This is a genomic window from Protofrankia sp. Cj5 (assembly GCF_917627405.1).
In the GTDB taxonomy this organism is placed as follows: Bacteria; Actinomycetota; Actinomycetes; order Frankiales; family Frankiaceae; genus Protofrankia.
This window is the reverse complement of record NZ_CAKJTO010000013.1, coordinates 40,118-60,683: the sequence shown is the minus strand read 5'-3', so window position 1 is coordinate 60,683 and position 20,566 is coordinate 40,118. Positions and strand designations below refer to the sequence as shown.

Here is a 20,566-nt window from a genome sequence, read left to right as displayed (position 1 = left end):
GGCGTTCACCGTGGCTGTCCGGGCTGGACGACGAGAGGAGGGCCGTCGTGGACCCGCCGAGGTTCGCGGGGGATCGGCCCGACTGGACCGCGCTGGGGGAGATGTTCGGCGACCTCAAGCGCATCTGGTCCGGGCTCCCCGACCTGCAGCAGCGCATGCTCGAGATCACCGGGCAGGCATGGTCCGACGATCGGATGATCAGGGCTGTGGTCGGGGTACGCGGGCACCTGATCGAGCTTGAGATCGATCCGCGTGTCTACCGCAAGCCCGACTCGAAGGCGCTGGCGGCCACAATCGTGGCGACCGTGCGGTCCGCGACGGAGGACGCGAAACGGCAGACCAAGGAGATCATCGACGGAAGTCTGCCCAGTGACATGCGCCTGCGCAACATCGGTGGCATGGACATCGACGAAGTGGCGTATGGCCACGACGGTGACCTGCGACGGAAGAAGGACATCGACGGTGGGTAACTTCGTCAGGATCGGGAGCAGCATCCCGGACATCCTCAACATCGCCAACGGCCTTCGGAGCCAGGGCGAGAATTTGACGAACTCGGTGAACAACGCGCTTGCGGCGATCAACAACCTGGATGTCCCGGCGACGTTCCCACCGGACCACTTCACCGAAGATTTCCTCCAGAATTACCATAAGATGGTCGAAACGGGTGATGACGGTCTCATGCATGCCAACATGGCGGTGCGACACCACGCCGGGCAGCTCGGTGCGGGGCTGACGGCCGTCGCCGACTTTGTCACGAATGCGATGTTGGCCTACCAGCGTGCCGACGAGGAGGGCGCTGCGGAGATCAACGAGGCGGGCGGCGGCGAGCCGACCAGCGCCTGACGGGTACCGCTGGCCGCTGCGGGTTGCCCGGCGGCGGGCCGTAGCGGGGATGACGGGGGAGGACGACGGTTGTCCGGCAGCTCGGACTGGATCCTCGAGTTCATGACGTGGCTCGCGGACGAGGTCGAGCCGCACCTGCCCGGCGCCGGCTCGTTGGTCGGGGACATCCTCTACGGTGAGGTTCCCGAGGCCGACGAGGACGATCTCTACCTGCTGGCCGAGGCCTACGGTGCGGCGGCCGAACTGCTGGCCAACGCCTACGGGGAGCTGGCGAAGGCCGCCGACGGCATCATCGAGAACTGGACAGCCGGCGACCCGCTGCAATTCCCGGAGCGGTGGTATCAGTACCTGGAGGGGCTGCGAAGCACCGCCGAGAGCATGGGCGACCTGCAGGAAGGCGTGAACGCTTTCGCCCTCCAGGTCGAACTCATGAAGTTCATGGTAGGGATCAACCTGATGATCCTTGCCATCAGCCTCGTTATCATCATCATCGCTCTGATCCCTTCGGGCGGCACATCGGCGGGTGGTGTCCCGGGCGTGATCGGCACCGCCCAGGCCGGCATCCAGGCGGCCCGCGCCCTCGTCACGAAGGCCATCACCAGCATCTCCATCCGCGCAATGCTCAAGGCGCTGCCTACGTTCGTCATCCGGGAGGCGGTCCCGACCGCCGCTCGCTCGGCACTTCCGGTGCTCGTGCGTACCGAGCTGCCGGCCGTCGTCCGGACGAGCCTGCCCATCCTGGTGCGCACGACGTTGCCGAACGCCCTCCGCACGGCGCTGCCAGCTCTGGGAAGGGGGTCGCTGAGCCTGCTCCGCAACCTCCCGGCCAACCTGCTGCGGGGGATCCTGCCCAGGAACGTCATCGCCCGCAGCGTCGCCGACCGCATGGCCACCCAGGCGGTGCGGGGAATGGTCGGACGGAGCCTGCTCCGCTCGCTCGAGCGGGAGGCCGGCGCCACGGCGCTCACCCAGCGCGGGCGGGCGCTCATCCGGCAGCAGCTGGCCCGTGAGCTCGAGGAACAGCTGGCCGGGAACTTCGGCGCCAGGGTCGCGGCGCGGTCGGCCGAGTCGCATGTGGCTCGTCTGGCCGCGGGCGAGCTGGCCCAGCAGGTCACGAGGGCTACCCTCGGACGCGAGGCTGCAGGCATGGCCGCGAACGTCTCGTTTCGCGACGAGCTCGCCAGGTACCTCGGCACCCGGATGGTCATGGGCGCCGGCATCATGGGCGGCGGGAACCTCCTCGGCCAGTTCCTCCAGGTCGCAGACGGCCACCGGGCCCCCGGTGCCGTCGACTTCGGCGAGGCGGGTCTGTACGCGGCACAGGGTGTGATGTTCGGTGCGGGCATGTGGGGCAGCCCGCTGGGCCACGTCATCGGCGGTGGGATCGCCGGTGGGACCTTCGCGCTGGGCACGGAGACGTACGGCCACTTCGTCGAGGGGAAGGCGTTCAGCTGGAGTGACGTGGCGGCGGGCGCAGGTCACGGCGCTGCCGCGGGGGGCGTCTTCGGCACCTTGAGCCATGTCCAGACTTCGGTGCGGCCGTTGCCGTTGAAGATCGGCCAGGAGGTCGTGGCCGTCCCCGGCGAGCATGGCCGCATCGGCATGCTGGCGCACGACGCGGGGGCACGCACCGCGGTCGGTATCGACGTTGCCGGCCGGGGCACGTTCACCGCGCGGTTCGGCGGAGAGGGCTTCAAACCGACGGAGATCGTCCGGATGGACGCCAAGGGCGATGTCATCGTACGGCTGCCGGGTGACACCTCCACCTCGCACGGTGGCGGGGATGGCGGTCCACCCCAGAGCACGCGCGTACCCGGTTCTCCGGTACACGGCGGACCGGGTACGCGCGTGCCGGAGGTCCTGCATCCGGAAACGCACCGGCCGGCTGACGGAGCGGCGCAGCCTCCGCGCTCCGGCGTCACCCCATCGGCGCATCCCGAGCACGGCCCGCCGGGTGGGGCGCCCGAGCGGCCGGGTGGGCATCCGCTCGCGTCGGCCGGTGCCGAGGCGGGTGAGCCGCCAACTCCACGGTCGATCGAGCAGGGGACCGTTCGGATGGAGGACCATCCGAACTATCCGCATGTCGTGCAGGACCTCGGTGACCTGGGCTATTCGCTGGTCGTCCGCACGACCGGCGACCCGCACGTCGTCATCCGTCACGTTTATGATCAGTCCCGGCAGCTCGCGGCCGTGGAGCACGAGGTGCACGTGCAACGCGGCATGCGCTATCTCGACCTGGAACACGAACTCGACCACGTGCGCCAGATGACCGACCCGCGGCGCTTCCCGGATGGGCCCCTGCCGACCGAGATCGTCGGCAAGCCCAAGATCATTCCGCCGCAGTTGAAGAACTGGCAGAACGCCATCGTGGAGTACCACGTGCGGCTGACGGAGTTCATCCGGCTGGCGGAGCGTGGCGTGGACCCGGAGATTCTCGTGAAGCACATGAGCGGGGTCGACGAATGGCGAGGAATCTACCAGAAGACCGGTATCGACGGAGGGCGCGCGAGCAAGCAGGTTGCCTGGACACGGGAGCACTTCCCCGACATCCGCGATCTTGAGGCCCGGGCGAACGAGCTGCGTTCGGGCCGAGGCCCCGAACCGGGCAGGCCGATCGCGCTGGAACGCGGACCGGCATCCACCAACGACGACGGCGGCCTGCTGCAGAAGAGTGCGGGTGCGCCGTCCGGCGGCGATGGCCCCCCGCGGCCGCCGGGCGACGGGCTGCCGCACCTGCCCGAGGACGGCGGGGCCATCCCGCCTCAGCCGTCGCCGGATCCGGCCGGGCCGGCGCCACCGCACGAGGCGCCGCACGACCCCGCTCCGCTGGCGTCGCTGGAGGAGCCCATCGGCGCGGACGTACCGGTTGTGAGCGCGGACCAGGTCAGTTTCCGCGATGTGGCGCCGGCCCAGCCGGCCGAACCCCGGGCGCTGACCCCCGAATGGGTGCGGGACACCCTCGCTGCGCCGAAGATGCCCGAGCAGATCGTGCGGTGGGTGCGGGAGCACCTCATGGAGCCGGCCGAAGACGGCACGATGGTGCCGAAATCCGCGGTGGAGATTGACGCGACGATCGCCCGGCTCCAGGCCGAGGCGGCGCAGGCCGTGGCCGTGCGTCCGGCGTCCGGGCCGGACGCACCGCCACCGGCCCCCGATACGCCGTCTGCCGGAGAGCCTGGTCACGATGGTGGATCTCGTGGACCCCACCCACCAGCCGTTGGTGCCGTCGCCGACCGGTTGGGCATCTCCGATCCGACGGCGCTGGAGGCGCTGGACAGGGCGTATCACGTCGCATATGAGTACAGCGCCCCCTTCATCGTCGACGTCGCACAGCGCATGTTGACCGATCTACGCATGGACGTGGCTCACAACCCGGAGACCGTTGTCGTCTTCGTGGGGCGCGACGGACATAGCCTTGCGGTCGCCCTCGAGCGCCTCGACCCAGACTTCTTCCACTCACACGGTAAGGAGGTCGTACTCTCCAGGGCGCTCGTGGAGTCAGCTGTCCTGGACGTCGAGCAAAATCTCGAGGTCGGCTATCCGCAGTTATCCGATTTCCGGCAGGCCGCCGGAAAGGTCGATCCAGCCGACATTCCAGGCGCTCGTGCCCGGCTGACGGAGTATTTGCAGAGCCGCGGGATCCCGGTAGGGGAGGAGGGCAGCAAGCTAGTCCTCATCGACACGAGTTACAAGGGCACCGTGCAGGAACTGTTGGCCGCGCTCTATCCGGAGACATCGTTCACCGGCCGCTACGCGTTCTTCGGGGAGTCGCCGCTCGATCCACACCCGGGAAGCAAGGTAGGTTACGCTGTGAACCTTCGCGTGCCGGACAGCAACAGCGGTCGCCCAGTGTCGACATTGCTCGGTGATCCTGCTCTCACGTTCTCGCATCAGGACGCGATCGGGAGCATTGAGGAGACGCTGCACGGCGGGCTCGGCAGCCCGCGGGGGTTCGGTTCGGACAGCGTCCCGCTGCAGCGGCCACAACATCTCGAGCCGGATCCGCTCAAGGGACTCAATCCAGCCAAAGTCGCGCCGCCGTTCACTGACCCGCTCGTTCGGGAGGCGGTGAAGGATATCAACCTTATTGCAGTGCTCAACTTCGCCGAACACATTGTTGCCGTCCGCGACTCCGGCGGCGACTGGCTTGGAGAGCTCAATCATGGATCGCATCGGTACCGCGATCAGATCCGCAATTGGATAGCCAATTCTGGACGGGCGGACCCTGTTTTCGTCGAAGTTATGAACTCCTTCGTACGGCGGGCCGACAAGGCTGTCGTGGCACGGTTGGCGGATCTGTTGCAGCGGTCTGACCGCACACCCGAGCAGATACTCGATACGTGGCGTCGCTACGATCAACTCCCTACGCTGGATGAACGGAAGGCATTCGTTGACTCGTTGTCGGCGGATCAGCCTTGATCTACATGGTGAGAGGTGCAGCAGTGGCGCAGAGCGAGTGGGACCGAGTGGAAGCGGAGCGTGAGGAACTGGCCGCGCGCGCCGAACGGTATGCGAATTTGGGCCTAGGTATTCACGCGGAATTGCTGCGTGCCGGTGGTCCGGTCCCGCCGTCGTTGACGAACCGGCCGATCATTGTCGATACCGACATAGGTGGGGATCCGGACGATGCCGTCGCTATGGTGGCCGCGGCGTTGACCGTGCCGGAGCTGAAGCTGGTTGTGACCGGGGACGAGATCGGAGGGGAACGAGCGCGGTTTGCCCGCTACCTGCTTGATCTGTGTGGGCGGCCGGATGTCGTCGTGGTCGCTGGACGGCAGCTTCGTGAGGGGGCGTACTTCACAGCTTCGGGTCTCGTCCCGGATTCTGTTGCCAGCGCGGATACCGATGTGCTGCGGATGGCTGAGGCTGCGTGTGCTGACGGCGGCCTGGTCCGGTGGGTCGGGATGGGGCCGTTGTCGAACCTGGCGGACGTGTTGGACGTACGACCGCGACTGGCCCGGAGTTTTGTGCTCACCCAGATGGGCGGTGCGGTGAGGTACCGGGATCCGTCCCGTGCCGAGCACAACATCCGACTTGATCCACAGGCGGCGCGCGATGTGCTTGCCATCATATCGAGACCGCGGTTCGTGACATCCGATGTGACGTTCACCGCGGAGATCGAGATTGACGCCCGGTCCGGTCTTTACCGGCGGTTCGCCGCGCCAGGGGCGCCTGCGTGGGCGGAGGTGCTGCGGGCACACTTTGACCAGTGGTTTGCAAGGTACCACCCGGGTTCCATGCAGCACGACGCCCTGACCCTCAGCGCCGCCCTTCAGCTACCGTTTGTCGACTTCCACATGCGGCGCATTGCGTTTGACTCGGCGGGGCGGATGACCGTCGGCGATGGGAAGGAGGTGTTCCTCAGCCGCAAGGCCGCGTACGCTCCCTTCCTCCATTGGCTTGAGCGGGGGCTTTCGGCCTCGACCGTCCGTACGCCCCAGAGCCACAAGCCACCACACTGAGAAGGATATCGAGCGTCGCGACGCCGGTCAGCGCCGCCGACGTAGTGACGCCGGGCGAGCCGTTAGAGCATACGAGTGGCCAGGTCGTCCCCTGCGTAACTCCGAGCACCCGTCCATGGGCGGCACGGTGCTGCACCGCAGTGCGATCGACTCGACCAACCCTGCACACAGCCTGGAGCACCTTCTGCCCCTGGACGCCGAAGGCGCTCCCCAGGTCGATCATCGCCTTCGCCTGCGGGGACGCGGTCGGGCTTCGCGGACGACCCGTCGGATTCCCTGACTCAGGTCGCAGAGCGAGTCGGGATCGGGCGGGCCGTGGCGGTCAGCGTCGCCTCGCACGTCGGGAGGATCGACGCCTTCTGATCGACGATTTCACCATCGACTGTGAGGATGCACTGCACCTGGGGGAGCCCGGTGCCCAGCGGGGCGGGCGCCATTGGAGTCGCGACGGCATTCCCTGAGATCGCCACCAACATGACATCGGGATACCGCACGGTGACCTGCTTGGCCCACGACGGCGCGGTGGACTCCTCGTGCTTCTGCCTCCCTGTGGAGTCGGTGTAGTTCAGCGTGATCATAAAATTGGACCCGCCCTGCGCATACAACTGGTAGAGGATGACGTGCTCCACCGTCTTCGCGGGTTGTGGACCTGACTCGCCCCCTCCGCCGAAGGTGCCGCAGCCGGCCATGAACACCAGCGTCGTGGCGACTGTCAACAGCCGTCGCATCGAGCCTCCTTACCTACTAGCTTCAGCGTGGAAACGGCTGGCATCGGGACAGTTTCAGCCTTCCATGCGGGCGGCTGAGAAGGAGAGTGACGGTGTACTTCAAGGAACCGTTCCACCGTCGCGGCGACCCGGCATGATTCCCGGCGGCCGATACGCGTTCCAGATCGTCCATGCAGGCTCGCCGATGCTGCGCATCCGGTACCGTGACGGCATTTTGGCCGGGCCGCACGGCTTCCCCGACTGGATCCCGTACGCACGCGCCGTCGTCCAGCTGCCCCCCTGCTCACCCGATCTCGGCGTGGACGAGGCGCGCGTGGTGGACGTGCTCACCGCCAACAACACCATGGCCGCCGGCGGAGATACGCTCTGGGCGGACGTGTGCCCGGGCGCCACCCCGGCCGGGTGGACCTGGGCGCACCTGCCGGCGGTGTGGTCGCGGACACGCCGGATCGCCCTCGTCCCCGTCGAACTGCACGGCGCGTACAGGCATCTGGGTGGTGTGAGCACCGGCAGCGCCGATCGGGCCAGGCGGGGTCTGGCGATGCACGGCGGGACACCACCGCGGATCCGGCTCACCCACCGGCTGTCCGGCGAGGTGCTGGAGAGGCTGGAGGAGCGTCTCGGGTACGGCCTGCCCGCCGGGTACCGGTCGTTTCTGCTTCGGACGAACGGCGGATGCCCAGCCTGGCCGGCCGTGCATCCCGGCTTCGGCTTCGTCGCCGATCAGCCGTTCTTCGGCATGGCCCGCCAGGACTGGCTCCAGGACCTGGCATACGCGAACGCCTGGTTCGGCGACCGGCTCACATCCGAGTCCCCGTCGGGGAACGCGAAGCGCTCACGCGCGTAGTCCAGCGCAGCCGCGCCATCCATGAGCTGTTTACCCTTGGCGAACCCACGCCGACCGGACGGATCGAGGGAGTGGGTGGAGGTGAAGCTCTGCTCAACGTCGATCTCGACGCCGTCCAGCGCGTCGACGATTTCCTTGAATCCAGCGAAGTCGACGAGTACGACGTGATCGATGCGTACGCCGGTGAAACTCTCCACCGTCTGCACCGTCAACGGCAAGCCTCCCCAGGCGTAAGCTGCGTTGATCTTAGCGTCGGTGTTGCCATACCTACCATCCTTCGACCGGGGAACGTGTACCCACGTATCGCGGGGGATGGAGATCAGCTGCGCACTCGACCGCCAACCCGTGAGCAACGAGCGGCTGCGTGTGGCGTACATCCTTCTCGGAGCGCCCGGTTACAGCGAGACCTTCATCTCGGCGGAGGTCCACGCGGTCCGCGCGGCCGGCGTCGAGGTTGAGCTCTTTGCCATCCGTAAGGGCGACGGCGGTTCCCGCCTTGCGCAGGCCGCTCTCGTGTCGTGCGCGTTGGTCCGTCGTCCGCTGAAGGTGTTCACCCATGCGTTCGGACTCGGCCCGTCATACGGGGCGCGGGCTTTTCTCGCCGGAGCGTCCGCCGTGTCGCTGCTCAGGGACATCGCAACATTCGATCCAGACGTCGTTCACGCTCATTTCGTGAATCTCCCCACGGCGGTTGCCGTTCTGACCGCCGACGACCTCGGCAAGCCGGCCACGGCTACCGCACACGCAGCCGACTTCATGCTGGAGCGGAAGCCGGGCGCTCTCGAACGGCGGATCAGGCGGCTGGACCATCTGTTCGCCGTCTCGGCGGCTGCCTTCCGGCAACTGAATGACCGTGGCGTGAGCATGTCGGAGGTTCCCCACAGCATCGTCCGAGCCTCGTTCGACGGAGTGTTCGGTGAGACCGCGGGACTCGGTGAGACCGCGGGACTCGGTGAGACCGCGGGACTCGGTGAGACCGCGCTCGTCGACCACACGTGTGGATGGCTTGTACCGCCGATCGATCCCGAGGCCGTGGCCGACGCGATCAGAAATATGATCCGGTCACCTGAGGAGGCCGCACTCCGCGCGTCGGCTCTGCGCTGTCGGATCAGGTCCGAGTTCTCCCCCGAGTTGCAGGCCACCAGGCTCATTGATACGTGGCGCCGCCTTGCTGATAGCACGTGAGCGGATACCCCGGTGACGGCGCGGCCGGTCGGGTCGGTGTTCATCGTCCAGCCGACGGCGGATCCGTCCCGGCCGTGGCGAGACTGAGCGCGGGCGGCTGCGATTCGTCCGGGCCGCACAACGGCGCGGCCTCCAGCGGACAGCGGTGGACGGCGACGGCGGGCGCCCGCGTGGGGGCCGGCCGGCGGATCGTGAGGAAGGCGAGCAGGCCGCCGGTCACGCACATCCCCGCTGTGATCGACATGGCGGTGTGGAAGCCAGCTACCAGCTTGTCGGGGTTGTGGTAGGCGCTTGTCGAGATGCCCGCGACGACGGGCAGCGCGGCCACGGCAACGAGACCGGCCGCGCGGGAGACGTCGTTGTTGACCGCGGAAGCCACCCCCGCGTGTGCGTCGCTGGCGGCGGCGAGGACCGTGGATGTCAGCGGTGCCACCGTCAGCGACAGCCCCAGCCCGAACACGGCCATCGCCGGCAGTACCGTGCCGATGTACGTGCTGGTGACGTCGACCCGGGTGAGCAGCGCCAGGCCGGTACCGGCGACGATGGGGCCGACGGTCATGGGCAGGCGGGGCCCGATGCGTTGGGCCAGGCGCCCGGCCCTGGCCGACAGGGTGAGCATCAGGATCGTGACCGGGAGCAGGGCCGCGCCGGCCTCGATCGGAGAGAACCCGACGGCGTTCTGCAGGACGACCGGAAGCAGGAAGATCGAGCCTCCCAGCGCGGCGTAGACGACGAACGTCACCAGATTGGCGGCGCTGAACTGGCGGGAGGAGAAGATCTCCAGCGGCAGCATCGGATGGGGGCTGCGCCTTTCCACCACGACCATCGCCACCAGGGCCGCCACCCCGCCGACACCGGTGACGAGCACGGTCAGCGATCCCCAGCCCAGGCTGCTGCCCTCGGTGAGCGCATAGATCACGCCGGCCAGGCCCAGCGCGGCCAGGGCCGCCCCGGGCAGATCGAGCCCGGTGGCTGGACGGGGATTGCGGGTTTCCGGCACATGGCGCAGCGCCACCCAGACCACGACGGCGCCGAGGGGCAGATTGATCAGAAAGATCAGCCGCCAGGAGACCGCCTGGACCAGCCAGCCCCCGAGGAAGGGGCCGATCGCGATGGCGACGCCACCCAGGCCTGACCAGGCGCCGATGGCCGCCGAGCGGTCCTCGGGACGAAAGCTCGCCTCGATGATCGCGAGGCTGCCAGGGGCCAGCAGGGCGCCGCCGACCCCCTGCAGCGCCCGGGCCGCGATCAACAGGCCGGCTGTGGGTGCGACCGCGCACAGCATGGAGGCGGCGGCGAACCACAGCACGCCGATGAGGAACACCCTGCGGCGGCCGTAGCTGTCGCCGAGCGAACCGCCGAGCAGCAGGAAGCCGGCGAGGGTGAGCGTGTAGGCGTTGACCGTCCACTGTAGCCCCGACAGGCCGGTCCCGAGGTCGGCGCCGATCCGGGGAAGGGCGATGTTGACGACGGTGGCGTCGAGCGCGGCGATGCTCGACCCGAGCACGGTGGCGAGCAACACCCAGCGTCCGGCCGGCGAAGCGTAGCGAAGGTTGGTATCCGTAGCCCTATTCTCCAGCACATCGACGCGGCCGGCCACTGGACAGCCGGCCACTGGACAACGGGCGTTTGAACGGGCGACGGCTGTTTGGGCAACCGCGGTGCCACAGCCAATCAAGCGATAGCGACCAGGACACGAATCTTGACCATCGGCGCTTGCGGGAGCCAGCATGGCGCGTGTCCTTCGCGAGTACCGCTTTCGGCTGACTACACCGCCGGTTCTTCGCACCGAACGGAGCTGCACGTGGACCTCGCCGGCACTGGGCGCACCGCCACAACCGCGGTGGAAGACATCACCGGGGTTCAGCACGCTGTTATTAACGCTTTTAGCCCCGGCTGGCGGCACGACCCCTACCGAAGCTATGACATTCTGCGGGCGGCCGGCCCGTTTGTCCCGGGGCCGCTCGGCCCGTCGCTCGTTCCCGGCTATGCCGAATGCGACGCGATACTGCAGAATCCGGCCTGGAGCCACGCCGAGGAGTCCGAGCTGCTCCACCCGGACAGTGACGTGGAGCTGCCGGGCTCCTTCCTCTGGATGGAGCCCCCGGACCACACGCGGCTGCGGGGGCTGGTGAGCAAGGCGTTCACCCCCCGCCGGATCGAGGGGATGCGCGGGCACGCCGAGCAGGTCGTGGCGAGCCTGCTCGAGCGGGCGTTGGCCGACGGCGAGGTGGACCTGGTCGAGGCGCTGGCCTACCCGTTGCCGTTGACGATGGTGTGCGAGCTGCTCGGCGTGCCCGCGAGCGAGCACGCCGCCATCCGCCGGATGTCGGCCGGTATTGCCCGCGGGCTCGATCCCGACGCCCTGATGTCCCCGGACGAGCTCGCGAACCGGACGGCCGCCGTGGGGGAGTTCCTGGATTTCTTCGGCGCGCTGGTCGCGGACCGCCGGGCCCGGCCCCGCCAGGACCTCATCAGCGCACTTGCGCAGGTCGAGGCCGAGGACGAGGACGACCGCCTGACAGCCGCGGAAATGCTCGGCACCCTGCTCGTGCTGGTCGTCGCCGGGCACGAGACCACGGTCAACCTCATCAGTAACGGGATACTCGCGCTGATCCGCCATCCCGACCAGTTCGAGCTCCTGCGCCAGAGGCCGGGCCTCGCGCTGCCGGCAGTGGACGAGATGCTGCGTTATGACGCTCCCGCGCAGCTGACGACCCGCACAGCACGCCAGGAGATCACCCTTTCCGGGCACACGTTCGCTCCCGGGGACAGCCTCATCCTGATGCTCGGCTCCGCGAACCGGGACCCGGACGCCTTCACCGACCCCGACCGCCTGGATCTGACCCGATACGCCCAGCGGGCGCGGGTGAACCGCCATCTGGCCTTCGGGCTGGGGCTGCACTACTGCATCGGTGCGTCGTTGGTACGGCTCGAAGTGGAGGTCGCGCTGCGTGCCATCGCCCGGCGGGTGTCCGCGATCACACTGCTCGCCGATCCACCCCCCTACCGCCCGAACCTCGTGGTCCGTGGCATGTCGGAACTTCCCGTGCGCCTGACCGCGGCCGTCTGAGCACGGCCCACACCGTGTTCGGCTCGGATGGGTCGCCCGAACGACAAGGAGCAGGACTGACAATGACGACGCTGAGTCCCAGTCCCGTCGAGTTCGACGCATTCGATCCCGCCAGCCGCGCCGATCCCTATCCGAGCTACCAGCGGGTCCGGGCGGCAGCCGGGCTGCCGCCTTTCTTTCTTCACGACGTCCAGGTCGCGCTGGTCGGCCGGTACGACGACTGCGCCGCGATCCTGCAGAGCCAGGACTGGGGCCACGGCCACGAGGACGGGCTGAGCCCCTTCTGGGACCAGGCGGCATCCCTGCCCGGCTCCTTCATCCGGATGGATCCCCCGGACCACCGCCGGCTGCGTCGGCTGGTCAACAAGGCGTTCAGCGCGCGCATGGTCGCGGGTCTCGCGCCGATGATCGACGAACTGGTGGGCCGGCTGGTCGACGCGGCACTCGACGCCGGTGAGATCGACGTCATCCGGGACCTGTCGGGGCCGTTGGCGGTCACCATGGTCGCTGGCCGGCTGCTCGGCGTCCCCGAGGCCGACCGGCCGGCGCTGCGGGCCTGGGAGCTGGCGATCGCCCGTGGCACCGACCCGGACGGCCTGCTCTCACCCCAGGACGTCGCCGCTCGGAGCAAGGCCGGCCAGGAGGTCGTCGCCTACCTGCACGCCCTGATCGCCGAGCGGCGGGCGCGTCCCACCGACGACCTGCTGAGCATGCTTGTCGGGGTGGAGGAAGCCGGCGAGGTCCTCACCGCGGCCGAGGTGCTCGGTATCTGCGTGCTCCTGCTGGTCGCGGGTATGGAGACGAGCATCAACCTCATCGGTAACGGCATGATCGCCCTGCTGCGCAACCCCGGCCAGCTCGCGCTGCTGCGCGAGCGGCCGGAGCTGACCCCGGTGGCCGTCGAGGAGATGCTCCGGTACGACACGCCGACCCAGTTCACCATGCGGGTCGCGCTCACCGAGACGACCGTTGGCGAGCACACCTTCGCCCGCGGTGACGGCGTCATTGTCCTGATGGCTTCCGCAGGTCGGGACCAGACCGTCTACACCGATCCCGACCGTTTCGACATCACCCGGTACGCGGCTTCCCCGGCTCCGCGCCGGCACCTCGGCTTCAGCCTCGGGCTGCACTACTGCCTGGGCGCGCCCCTGGCCCGGATGGAGGCCGAAACCGCGATCCGCACGCTCATCCAGCGGGCTCCCGCACTGTCTTTGGCCACTGACACGCTCACCTATCTGCCCAGCCTCATCCATCGCGGGGTGGCATCGCTCCCACTCAGCTTTGCCACCGCCGACTGACTGTCCCGTGGCGCTACCGCTGAGGAGATGTGATCGCGAAACCGGAACCCGGCGCGAAGGTCGTCACCGTCGGTGGAATGGCCTTGAGCTGGTCGATCGCCGCGCATGCCGGGCACTGCGCATAGCCGGCCTGGCGTTCCCGGTTGGCCTCGGCGTCCGCGCGGGCCTGCGCCACCCTTGCCTGTGCCTCGGTGACAGCGGCGAAGGCGGCCTGTGCCTTGTTCACGGCATCCTGGATCTGCTGCGGCAGCGTGATGCGCACCAGGTTGAATTTCAGGTCGACAAGGAAGGGCGCGCTCAGCGTTTCGACGAGGTCCCGAGCGAGCGATTCATTGATCGCGGTCTGTACTTTCGCGAGGTTGGCGTTGTTCGACCCCGCGGCCACGGCCGGCGGCGCGCCGGTGCCGGTACTCTGGTTCGCGCCGAGCTGGACGAGCGCGCAGCTGGAGACGAGCTCGGCACAGTCGAAGGTATTCACCTGCTGCCGCAGGGCGTTGTCAATCACCGGCCGGATGATGGTGTCGAGAAACGCCGACCAGCCCTTGTCACCCTCGTACGCGGCGTAGTAGTCGTTGCCGGCCAGCCTGCGGAACTTGCGGGTGCCGAACTTGTCGTCGAACGTGCGGATTGTGTCGTGGTCGAGGTTGAGGGTGAAGTAGAGAGTTCCCTCGATGCCCATCTCGACGCCGTCCTTGGACGGCACCCGTACCACGTCCTCGCCCGTGCGGTCACCGCGGTTCGGGTCGGCGGTGATCGTGTAGAAACGCTGCTGGGCGGGATACTTGTGGGCATCGGAATACAGCCCGATCCAGGTCCGTGCCGAGGCGGGGTCGAGGATCTGCCTGATCCGGTGGTTGTCGAGCGGACCGCCGTTGCGTATCACCGCGATCTCTCCACCGGTGGTCTTGTCGAACGAGCCGAGCGCGCTGAGGCCCAGCACGAGCAGAGAGACGGTGACGATACCCGCGGTAAGGAAAGCGATAATCCTGACGAAGATCCTCCTCTGCGCGCCCATTCCTGCCATCGGCACCGCCCCCCGATCATGGTTGTGTAGGTATGGGAGTCAACGCCACGCCCGACAGCCCTGGCGGACGCCCAACAGCCCCACCGATACTAGCCGAAAACGTCTGCTTTATACCGGAACTATGTGACGGTGGGGTGAGCCCCGCGGGTGTGAGCGGTGATCAGCGCGGGGGATATGTTCGTCCGGAGGGCCCGATGAGCCGGGGCGGTTACGGGGTCGCAAAGGCGCAGCGCGGTCCCGCGGCCTTCGTCAACCGGAGGTCCAGCGTGGCGAGCCTCGCGTCCAGCGACTCGGCGAGTGCCACGTACCAGCTGTCGTAGGCGGTGACATTCTCCCGCAGCTCCCACACCCTTGTGGCGAACGGCTCGTAGGCGAACAGCTCGACCCGCAGACTCAGCAGGTCCGCATGGGCCAGGGCCGCGGTATCCGCCGTGATCTCGCCGGCCATGACAGCTCGCCGCAGCACATTGGCGGCCTCCACCGGCATGAGATGGGGCGCGGCCAGGTCATCGGTGGCGAGTAGGTGGTCCGCCCAGGTTCCAACATGGCCGCTGTCGACGAGTGCCGTGACCACGAAACCGGAGTCGATGACGAGGGTCACCGGCGGTCGGCGTCACGGTGGCCGAGGATCGACTCCGCCGACAGCCGGCTGCCAACGCGCTGCTTGCGATCACGGATCCGTGCAAGCAGCACCTCCGCGTCCGGCCGCCGGGCCAGTTCGATCAGCTGAGAACGCACGTACTCCTGCAGCGAACGGCCGCTGAGCGCAGCCCGGGAGGCAAGCTCGTCGCGAGTCTCGTCGGGCACGTCCCGAATGGTGATCGCAGTGGCCATAGCAGCACTATGCTGCTAGCGGCAGCCAATGGCAAGCGAGCGGTAGGTGACCATCGACTGCGGCGGTGGTCAGTCCGTCGGGGCCTGCGGTGGCCGTCCGTGCTGGAGGTACACGGTCCGACCCGTGCGCAGGGCGTGCATGCAGGCACGGATGCGCCGGGCCATGTACGGGGCGAGGAACTGGTCGTACTCGTCGGGGGCGCACAGCCGCCAGGCGGTGAGCTCGTCCGCCTGCAGGCACAGACCGTGTTCAATGTCGTCTGCCGTGAGCGGTCCGCCGTCGAACAGGAAGTTGACCAGCGCCGGCCTGCCGTCCTCCTGAGGCGGTACCCAGTCGACTCCTACCAGCCGTCCAGGGCGGACATCCAGCCCGAGTTCTTCCTTGATCTCCCGCCGTGCGGTGTCCCACGGGTACTCACCCGGATCCATGTGGCCGCCGGGGATGAGCCAGGTGTCGTCGCGGTACGACGGCTGGACGAGCAGGACCCGGCCTTCGGGATCGTGAAAGAGGGCAGCGGCCCCCGCGATCGAGTGGGGGAGCGTCGCGTAGAACTCGGCCGGTGGCAGTCGTCCGCTGGTCATGCCCTATGACCCTAGTTGCCCCATGACCATTGGGCCGCCGGTGGTGGGAGCCCCGGATCCTGAAACCGGATTACGTCGTGCGGGCGTCGTTCTGTCCGGCACGACGAAGTTCGATACGCCGGATCTTGCCGGTGAGGGTCTTCGGCAGGCTGTCGACGAAATCGATCAGACGTGGGTAGGCGTAGGCGCTGAGCCTGTCACGGACATGCTGTTGTATCCCCCTGGCCAGCTCCGCCGAGGGCTCGTGACCGTCGGCGAGCACGACGAAGGCCTTGACAACGTGGCCTCGGCGTTCGTCCGGGACGCCGATCACAGCAGCCTCGGCGACCGCCGGATGCTCCAGGCAGGCGGACTCCACCTCGAACGGCCCGATCCGGTAGCCGGCTGCGATGATCAGGTCGTCGGCGCGCCCTTCGAACCAGAAGTAGCCGTCCTCGTCGAGGCTGGCCGCGTCACCGGTGTGGAACCACTCGCCGCCGAACACCCGCTCGGTGTCGTCCGGGCGGTTCCAGTATCCGAGCGGGTAGTGCGGGTTGGAGCGTGACTCCAGGCAGATCTCGCCACGCTCGCCCGGGCCCACCGGACGCCCGTTCTCGTCGAGGATCGCCACCTTCCAGCCGGGCAGCGGTTTGCCCATGGAGCCGTCCCGAACATCCATGAACGGGTAGTTACCGACCATCGGATAGCTCTCGGTCATCCCGTAGTAGTCGAGGACGGTGACGCCGTACTGCTCTCGGAACCAGCGGATCGCCTCCGGGTTGAGCGGCTCGCCAGCGGAGCACACGATGCGCAACCGCTGGGGATAACGCGTGCCGGCGTCGGCGATGCCCATCATCGACCGCATCGCCGTCGGCGTGGTGAACACGTTCGTCACCTCGTGCCGGGCGAGGAAGCCCAGTTGCCTGTGCGGGTCGAAACCGCCTTCGCGCTGGTAGACGCACTGCACCGCGCCCAGGCGCCAGGGGCCCAGCAGCGGGGCGATGCCGGCTGCCCACGCCCATTCACCCATGCCGTGAAAACGTTCACCGTCGCGCACGTCGTGGCAGTGGACGAACTCGTTGTGGGCAAGGAGGTAGCGGTGCGCATGCACAATGCCCTTGGCCACGCCGGTTGTGCCGGAGGTGTAATACAGCTGCGCCGGGTCGTCCGCATGCGTGTCCACCGTCTCGTGTTCGGTGGGGTGGCCGGTGAGCAGGTCGTCGTCCAGGACGAGGACACGCACGCCCATCCCGGCGAAGCGGGGTGCGTTGGCCCTGTTGGTGATGAGCACGGCGGCCTGCGCATCCGTGAGCCGGTGGCGGATCCCGTCGTCGCCGTAAAGAACGCTCATCGACAGCAGGAGCGCACCGAGCTTCCAGACGCCGAAGAACACCCCGGCGGTTTCCGGCGATGGGGGCAGGACCACGGCCACGCGGTCCGTGCGTGCGACCCCTGCCGCGGTGAGGGCGTGCGCTGCCTGAGCCGCGAGGTCCTGCAGCTCGCCCCAGGACACATCGGCGCGGTATCCGTCGAAACGTTCGTAGACCATCGCCAGCTTGCCGCGGGGATGTTTGTCGCAGACGTCGGCCGCGATGTTGTAACGCTCGGGAACGTCCCAGCGGTGCTCGGCACATGCCTGCGCGTACGACATCCGAAAGGTACCGGCCATGGATGTGTCTCCCTCGGTTGACGATGTGCCAGCGTCCAGGTAGTCGACCTTGACCGGTACGGTTTTGAGGATGCCCATGAGTATGTCACGGTGTGTGCTGGCCGGAGCCCGAGTGGTGACTCCGGAGGGTGTCCTGGATCCAGGCTGGGTCGAGGTTGACGGAGGGCGCATCGCCGCGGTCGGCGCTGGCAGACCGGCGGGCCGGGCTGGACAGCCGGTCGTAGATCTTGGCGGTGCCTGGTTGTTGCCGGGGTTCATCGATCTGCACGTGCACGGTGGCGGTGGTCACGACGTCGCCACCTCAGCGGCGGAGATGGCCGCGGCGGTGGCGTTCCACCGCGCGCACGGCACCACCCGCACGCTCGTGTCGCTGGTGACCGCGCCTGCCGACAGGCTCGCGGAGCAGCTGTCATGGGCTGCCGGCCTGGTCGGGCGCGGTGCGTGCGCGGACGGCCATGTGGTCGGGGCGCATCTGGAGGGGCCGTTTCTCTCGGCCGCGCGCTGCGGTGCGCAGGCCCCGGAACATCTGCTCGCCCCGGATCGGGCGGTGTTCGCCAGCTTGGTCCGGGCGGCCGGGGGCGCGCTGCGGGCCATCACGGTCGCGCCCGAGCTGCCCGCCGCCCTCGACATCATCACCGATGCCGTGGCGGGCGGGATCGTGGCCGCCGTCGGGCACACCGACGCCACCTACGAGCAGGCAGCCGCCGCGTTCGCGGCCGGCGCGAGCCTGACCACTCATCTGTTCAACGCTATGCGGCCGCTGCATCATCGGGAGCCTGGCCCGGTCGGAGCCGCCCTCGATGCCGGCGTCGCCTGTGAGCTGATCAATGATGGTGTCCATGTGCACCCGTCCGTCGCGCGGATGACCGCCCGCGATCGGCACCGGCTTGTCCTGGTCACCGACGCCATAGATGCGGCTGGCGTCGGTGACGGTGACTACGTCCTCGGTGGGCAGGCTGTGCGGGTACGCGGCGGCCAAGCGCGGCTCGCGCGTTCGGGCGTGCTTGCGGGCAGCACGCTCACGATGGACGAGGCGGTGCGCCGCACGGTCATCGACACGGGCCTGCCGGTCGAGGCGGCCGCGGCCGCGGCGGCGACGAACCCGGCCCGTGTGCTCGGCCTGGCCGACAGGTGCGGAGCGATCGCCGCCGGGCTGGACGCCGACCTCGTGGTCCTCGACGCTGGTTTTCGCCTTGTCCGGGTCATGGCCCACGGGGTGTGGTCGCAGCCCCGGGGTTTCGTGCCCCGCGGTTCCACCAGCCCCGCGGCGGCGGACGGCGCTCCGGTCATGGATTGACGCAGGTCACGTCCTTGGAGGCGAAACCACTACCTCCGGTCACCTTGTTGGACGCGCAGTCAATTTTGTTGTTTGTCGTTTTCGGATTGTGAATCCAGAAGCCGACGCCGGTGGCTCCGCCGAGGTCCACGATATTGTCGGCGAAGACGTTTCCGTCGCCGGAGCCCAGTGACTCACCGTTGGTTGTGATCACATGGGTCTGGAAGCCGTCCTTGAGTGCCGACGGCCCGCTTACCGTACCCCTGTTACCGGTAATCATATAGTTGTTGCCTTTCACGTCTACCCAGGAGTCCGCCCAGCTCCCCGACATGCCGACCGCGTCGAAGGAGTTGTTCTGGATCACGCCGCCGGTCGTGCCCTCCTTGATGTCGATGTTCTCGGCACCGGTGTGACGGATGGTGTTTCCGATCACCTGGTTGTAGTCGGACGTATCCGGCTTGCCACCCGTGTAACGACCCCAGTTGGAGACGGCGGAGCCCAGGTAGATGCCCTCGCCGAAGCTGGGGGTCTTTACCCCCGTGTTTTCCACCAGGCAGTTGGTCACCACGTTGTAGCTGGAAAAAGCCCGCAGGTGGATGCCTTCCTGCCCGACGTCGTGAACGTACAGACCGTCGATCGTCACATGGCTGGAACCGTCGAGCACCACACCCTTGGTCGCTTCCGTCACGGTGAACCCCTGGAGCTTCCAGTAGCTTGCTCCCAGGAGGTTCAGGCCGTAACCTCCGCCCGCGCCACCGCCGTCGAGTACGGCGTTACGGGATCCACGCAGTGTGATGGGTGCGGCTTCGGTGCCAGAGACCCGGATGTTGAATCGCCCCGGGCTCGTCGGGGTACCACTAGGCTTGCTCTTGGCATTGTAGTCTTTCGCGTCCTTGCCCGAGTAACGGCCATCGGCCATCGTGATGGTCATTCCCGGGTGTGCGGTGTTGAGCGCGTCTATCAGGCTCGTGACATTGGTCACCGTCACCTCCGTTCCAGGCGCGACTGGGTCCAGCGCCGGCGCGGCCGGCACGGGCGGCGAGGACTGTGACTGGGAGCCGTCTTCCTGGTCCGGGCCCGGTGCTGCCGAGGGCGTGGCCGTCCCGCCGGCTGTGCCTTCGCCTATCCGGAAGTTCGCCCGGGAACGGTGTGTCCGCCGGGACTGGTCCCCGTCCTTCTCGTAGGTCTCCGCGATCAGCGAGTGCTTGCCCTCGCCCAGGCCAGCCACCTTCACAACTCCAGGATTCACCGTGGTGAGGGATTTCCCGTCAAGCGTGAAGCGGATGTCCGCTCCGTCATCTGTGCCCGCGAGCCCCGCGTAGAAGGTCGAAGCGGCAGGAAGGGCCTGGTTGTCGAGGCTTTTAACGTCGCTCGACAGGTCGCCGGAACCGGAGAACACCAGCTGCGCTTCCCCCGCGGATGGCTGGGCGGGGAGCTGAGCGGATGGCTGGACGGGGTTCCGGCATGCGGTTACCAAAAGTAGTATTGCTCCTACGAAGAGCAATGATGCGGATTGGGCCGTCCGCTGGACCAAGCTCCCGCCCGTAAAAGCCGCGAACATACACGTCCCTCGCATCTCGATGTGTTGAGGCAGGGAGAGTATAGGTGTTCCATGCGATGGGCGATCGCATCCCTCAATGGGATGCCTCTTTGATCTGCTTCGGGCGAACGATACGCACTGAACCACGGAGTCGATGGCCGGGTTCGTTCAACAACGTTCTGTTCAGCTGGTCGAGCCGCCAGCCAATGTTATTGGTATCGTACGG

General features: G+C 67.8%; 17 protein-coding genes and 1 pseudogene. 9 read left to right on the top strand and 9 right to left on the bottom strand.

Annotated elements, in window-relative coordinates; all coding sequences use genetic code 11:
• The 4 genes from MJ777_RS05175 to MJ777_RS05160 all read left to right on the top strand — a co-directional run.
• On the top strand, nucleotides 1–470 hold a 470-nt coding region (locus MJ777_RS05175), incomplete at its 5' end, for a YbaB/EbfC family nucleoid-associated protein (protein ID WP_239373620.1).
• Complete coding sequence (locus MJ777_RS05170; protein WP_239373603.1) at nucleotides 463–843, top strand: hypothetical protein; 381 nt, start codon at nucleotides 463–465, stop codon at nucleotides 841–843. The genes MJ777_RS05175 and MJ777_RS05170, both read left to right, overlap by 8 nt.
• 69 nt (nucleotides 844–912) lie before the next feature.
• Nucleotides 913–5,262, top strand: a complete 4,350-nt coding sequence (locus MJ777_RS05165; RefSeq protein WP_239373601.1) for a hypothetical protein — start codon at nucleotides 913–915, stop codon at nucleotides 5,260–5,262.
• A 23-nt stretch (nucleotides 5,263–5,285) separates the two neighbouring features.
• Nucleotides 5,286–6,305, top strand: coding sequence for a nucleoside hydrolase (locus MJ777_RS05160; protein ID WP_239373599.1), 1,020 nt, complete (start codon nucleotides 5,286–5,288; stop codon nucleotides 6,303–6,305).
• Nucleotides 6,306–6,586: 281 nt separating this feature from the next.
• On the opposite strand, the gene MJ777_RS05155 is transcribed toward MJ777_RS05160, so the two are convergent.
• Complete coding sequence (locus MJ777_RS05155) at nucleotides 6,587–7,033, bottom strand: hypothetical protein (protein WP_239373598.1); 447 nt, start codon at nucleotides 7,031–7,033, stop codon at nucleotides 6,587–6,589.
• Between MJ777_RS05155 and MJ777_RS23015 the strand changes: the two genes are divergently transcribed.
• Nucleotides 6,921–7,880: an SMI1/KNR4 family protein gene (locus MJ777_RS23015; RefSeq protein WP_370652649.1), complete on the top strand. Its 960-nt coding sequence runs from the start codon at nucleotides 6,921–6,923 to the stop codon at nucleotides 7,878–7,880. The two genes, MJ777_RS05155 and MJ777_RS23015, sit on opposite strands and share 113 nt — an antisense overlap.
• On the opposite strand, the pseudogene MJ777_RS05145 reads toward MJ777_RS23015, so the two are convergent.
• Nucleotides 7,844–8,218, bottom strand: a pseudogene (locus tag MJ777_RS05145) (LCP family protein); the annotation flags it as partial. The gene MJ777_RS23015 and the pseudogene MJ777_RS05145 sit on opposite strands and share 37 nt — an antisense overlap.
• A gap of 28 nt (nucleotides 8,219–8,246) precedes the next feature.
• On the opposite strand from MJ777_RS05145, the gene MJ777_RS05140 reads away from it, so the two are divergent.
• On the top strand, nucleotides 8,247–9,065 hold the full coding sequence (locus tag MJ777_RS05140; RefSeq protein ID WP_239373594.1) for a glycosyltransferase: 819 nt from the start codon (nucleotides 8,247–8,249) through the stop codon (nucleotides 9,063–9,065).
• Nucleotides 9,066–9,105: 40 nt separating this feature from the next.
• On the opposite strand, the gene MJ777_RS05135 is transcribed toward MJ777_RS05140, so the two are convergent.
• A complete protein-coding gene (locus MJ777_RS05135; protein WP_239309120.1) occupies nucleotides 9,106–10,665 on the bottom strand; it encodes an MFS transporter in 1,560 nt (519 codons plus the stop codon).
• 204 nt (nucleotides 10,666–10,869) lie between these two features.
• Between MJ777_RS05135 and MJ777_RS05130 the strand changes: the two genes are divergently transcribed.
• Nucleotides 10,870–12,138 carry a cytochrome P450 gene (locus MJ777_RS05130; RefSeq protein WP_370652648.1) on the top strand — a complete coding sequence of 423 codons (1,269 nt, stop codon included), beginning with the start codon at nucleotides 10,870–10,872 and terminating at the stop codon, nucleotides 12,136–12,138.
• Between the two features lie 62 nt (nucleotides 12,139–12,200).
• Nucleotides 12,201–13,436 carry a cytochrome P450 gene (locus MJ777_RS05125; protein WP_239373592.1) on the top strand — a complete coding sequence of 412 codons (1,236 nt, stop codon included), beginning with the start codon at nucleotides 12,201–12,203 and terminating at the stop codon, nucleotides 13,434–13,436.
• A gap of 13 nt (nucleotides 13,437–13,449) precedes the next feature.
• Here MJ777_RS05125 and MJ777_RS05120 read toward each other — a convergent pair whose 3' ends face one another.
• The 5 genes from MJ777_RS05120 to MJ777_RS05100 form a co-directional block, all read right to left on the bottom strand.
• Entirely contained in the window at nucleotides 13,450–14,451 is a 1,002-nt protein-coding gene (locus MJ777_RS05120) for an SPFH domain-containing protein (RefSeq protein ID WP_239373590.1), read from the bottom strand.
• 217 nt (nucleotides 14,452–14,668) lie between these two features.
• The gene (locus MJ777_RS05115) at nucleotides 14,669–15,061 is read right to left on the bottom strand and encodes a type II toxin-antitoxin system VapC family toxin (RefSeq protein WP_239309114.1); all 393 of its coding nucleotides are present in this window, start codon (nucleotides 15,059–15,061) and stop codon (nucleotides 14,669–14,671) included.
• On the bottom strand, nucleotides 15,058–15,294 hold the full coding sequence (locus MJ777_RS05110; protein ID WP_239346118.1) for a hypothetical protein: 237 nt from the start codon (nucleotides 15,292–15,294) through the stop codon (nucleotides 15,058–15,060). Before MJ777_RS05110 ends, MJ777_RS05115 begins: the two co-directional genes overlap by 4 nt.
• A gap of 69 nt (nucleotides 15,295–15,363) precedes the next feature.
• Nucleotides 15,364–15,876 carry an NUDIX hydrolase gene (locus MJ777_RS05105; RefSeq protein WP_239309112.1) on the bottom strand — a complete coding sequence of 171 codons (513 nt, stop codon included), beginning with the start codon at nucleotides 15,874–15,876 and terminating at the stop codon, nucleotides 15,364–15,366.
• A 70-nt stretch (nucleotides 15,877–15,946) separates the two neighbouring features.
• The gene (locus tag MJ777_RS05100) at nucleotides 15,947–17,602 is read right to left on the bottom strand and encodes an acyl-CoA synthetase (RefSeq protein ID WP_239373588.1); all 1,656 of its coding nucleotides are present in this window, start codon (nucleotides 17,600–17,602) and stop codon (nucleotides 15,947–15,949) included.
• Here MJ777_RS05100 and nagA point away from each other — a divergent pair.
• Nucleotides 17,601–18,821: an N-acetylglucosamine-6-phosphate deacetylase gene (nagA, locus tag MJ777_RS05095; protein WP_239373586.1), complete on the top strand. Its 1,221-nt coding sequence runs from the start codon at nucleotides 17,601–17,603 to the stop codon at nucleotides 18,819–18,821. The two genes, MJ777_RS05100 and nagA, sit on opposite strands and share 2 nt — an antisense overlap.
• Here the strand turns inward: nagA and MJ777_RS05090 are convergent.
• On the bottom strand, nucleotides 18,811–20,199 hold the full coding sequence (locus MJ777_RS05090) for a right-handed parallel beta-helix repeat-containing protein (RefSeq protein WP_239373584.1): 1,389 nt from the start codon (nucleotides 20,197–20,199) through the stop codon (nucleotides 18,811–18,813). The two genes, nagA and MJ777_RS05090, sit on opposite strands and share 11 nt — an antisense overlap.
• Nucleotides 20,200–20,566: the final 367 nt, after the last annotated feature.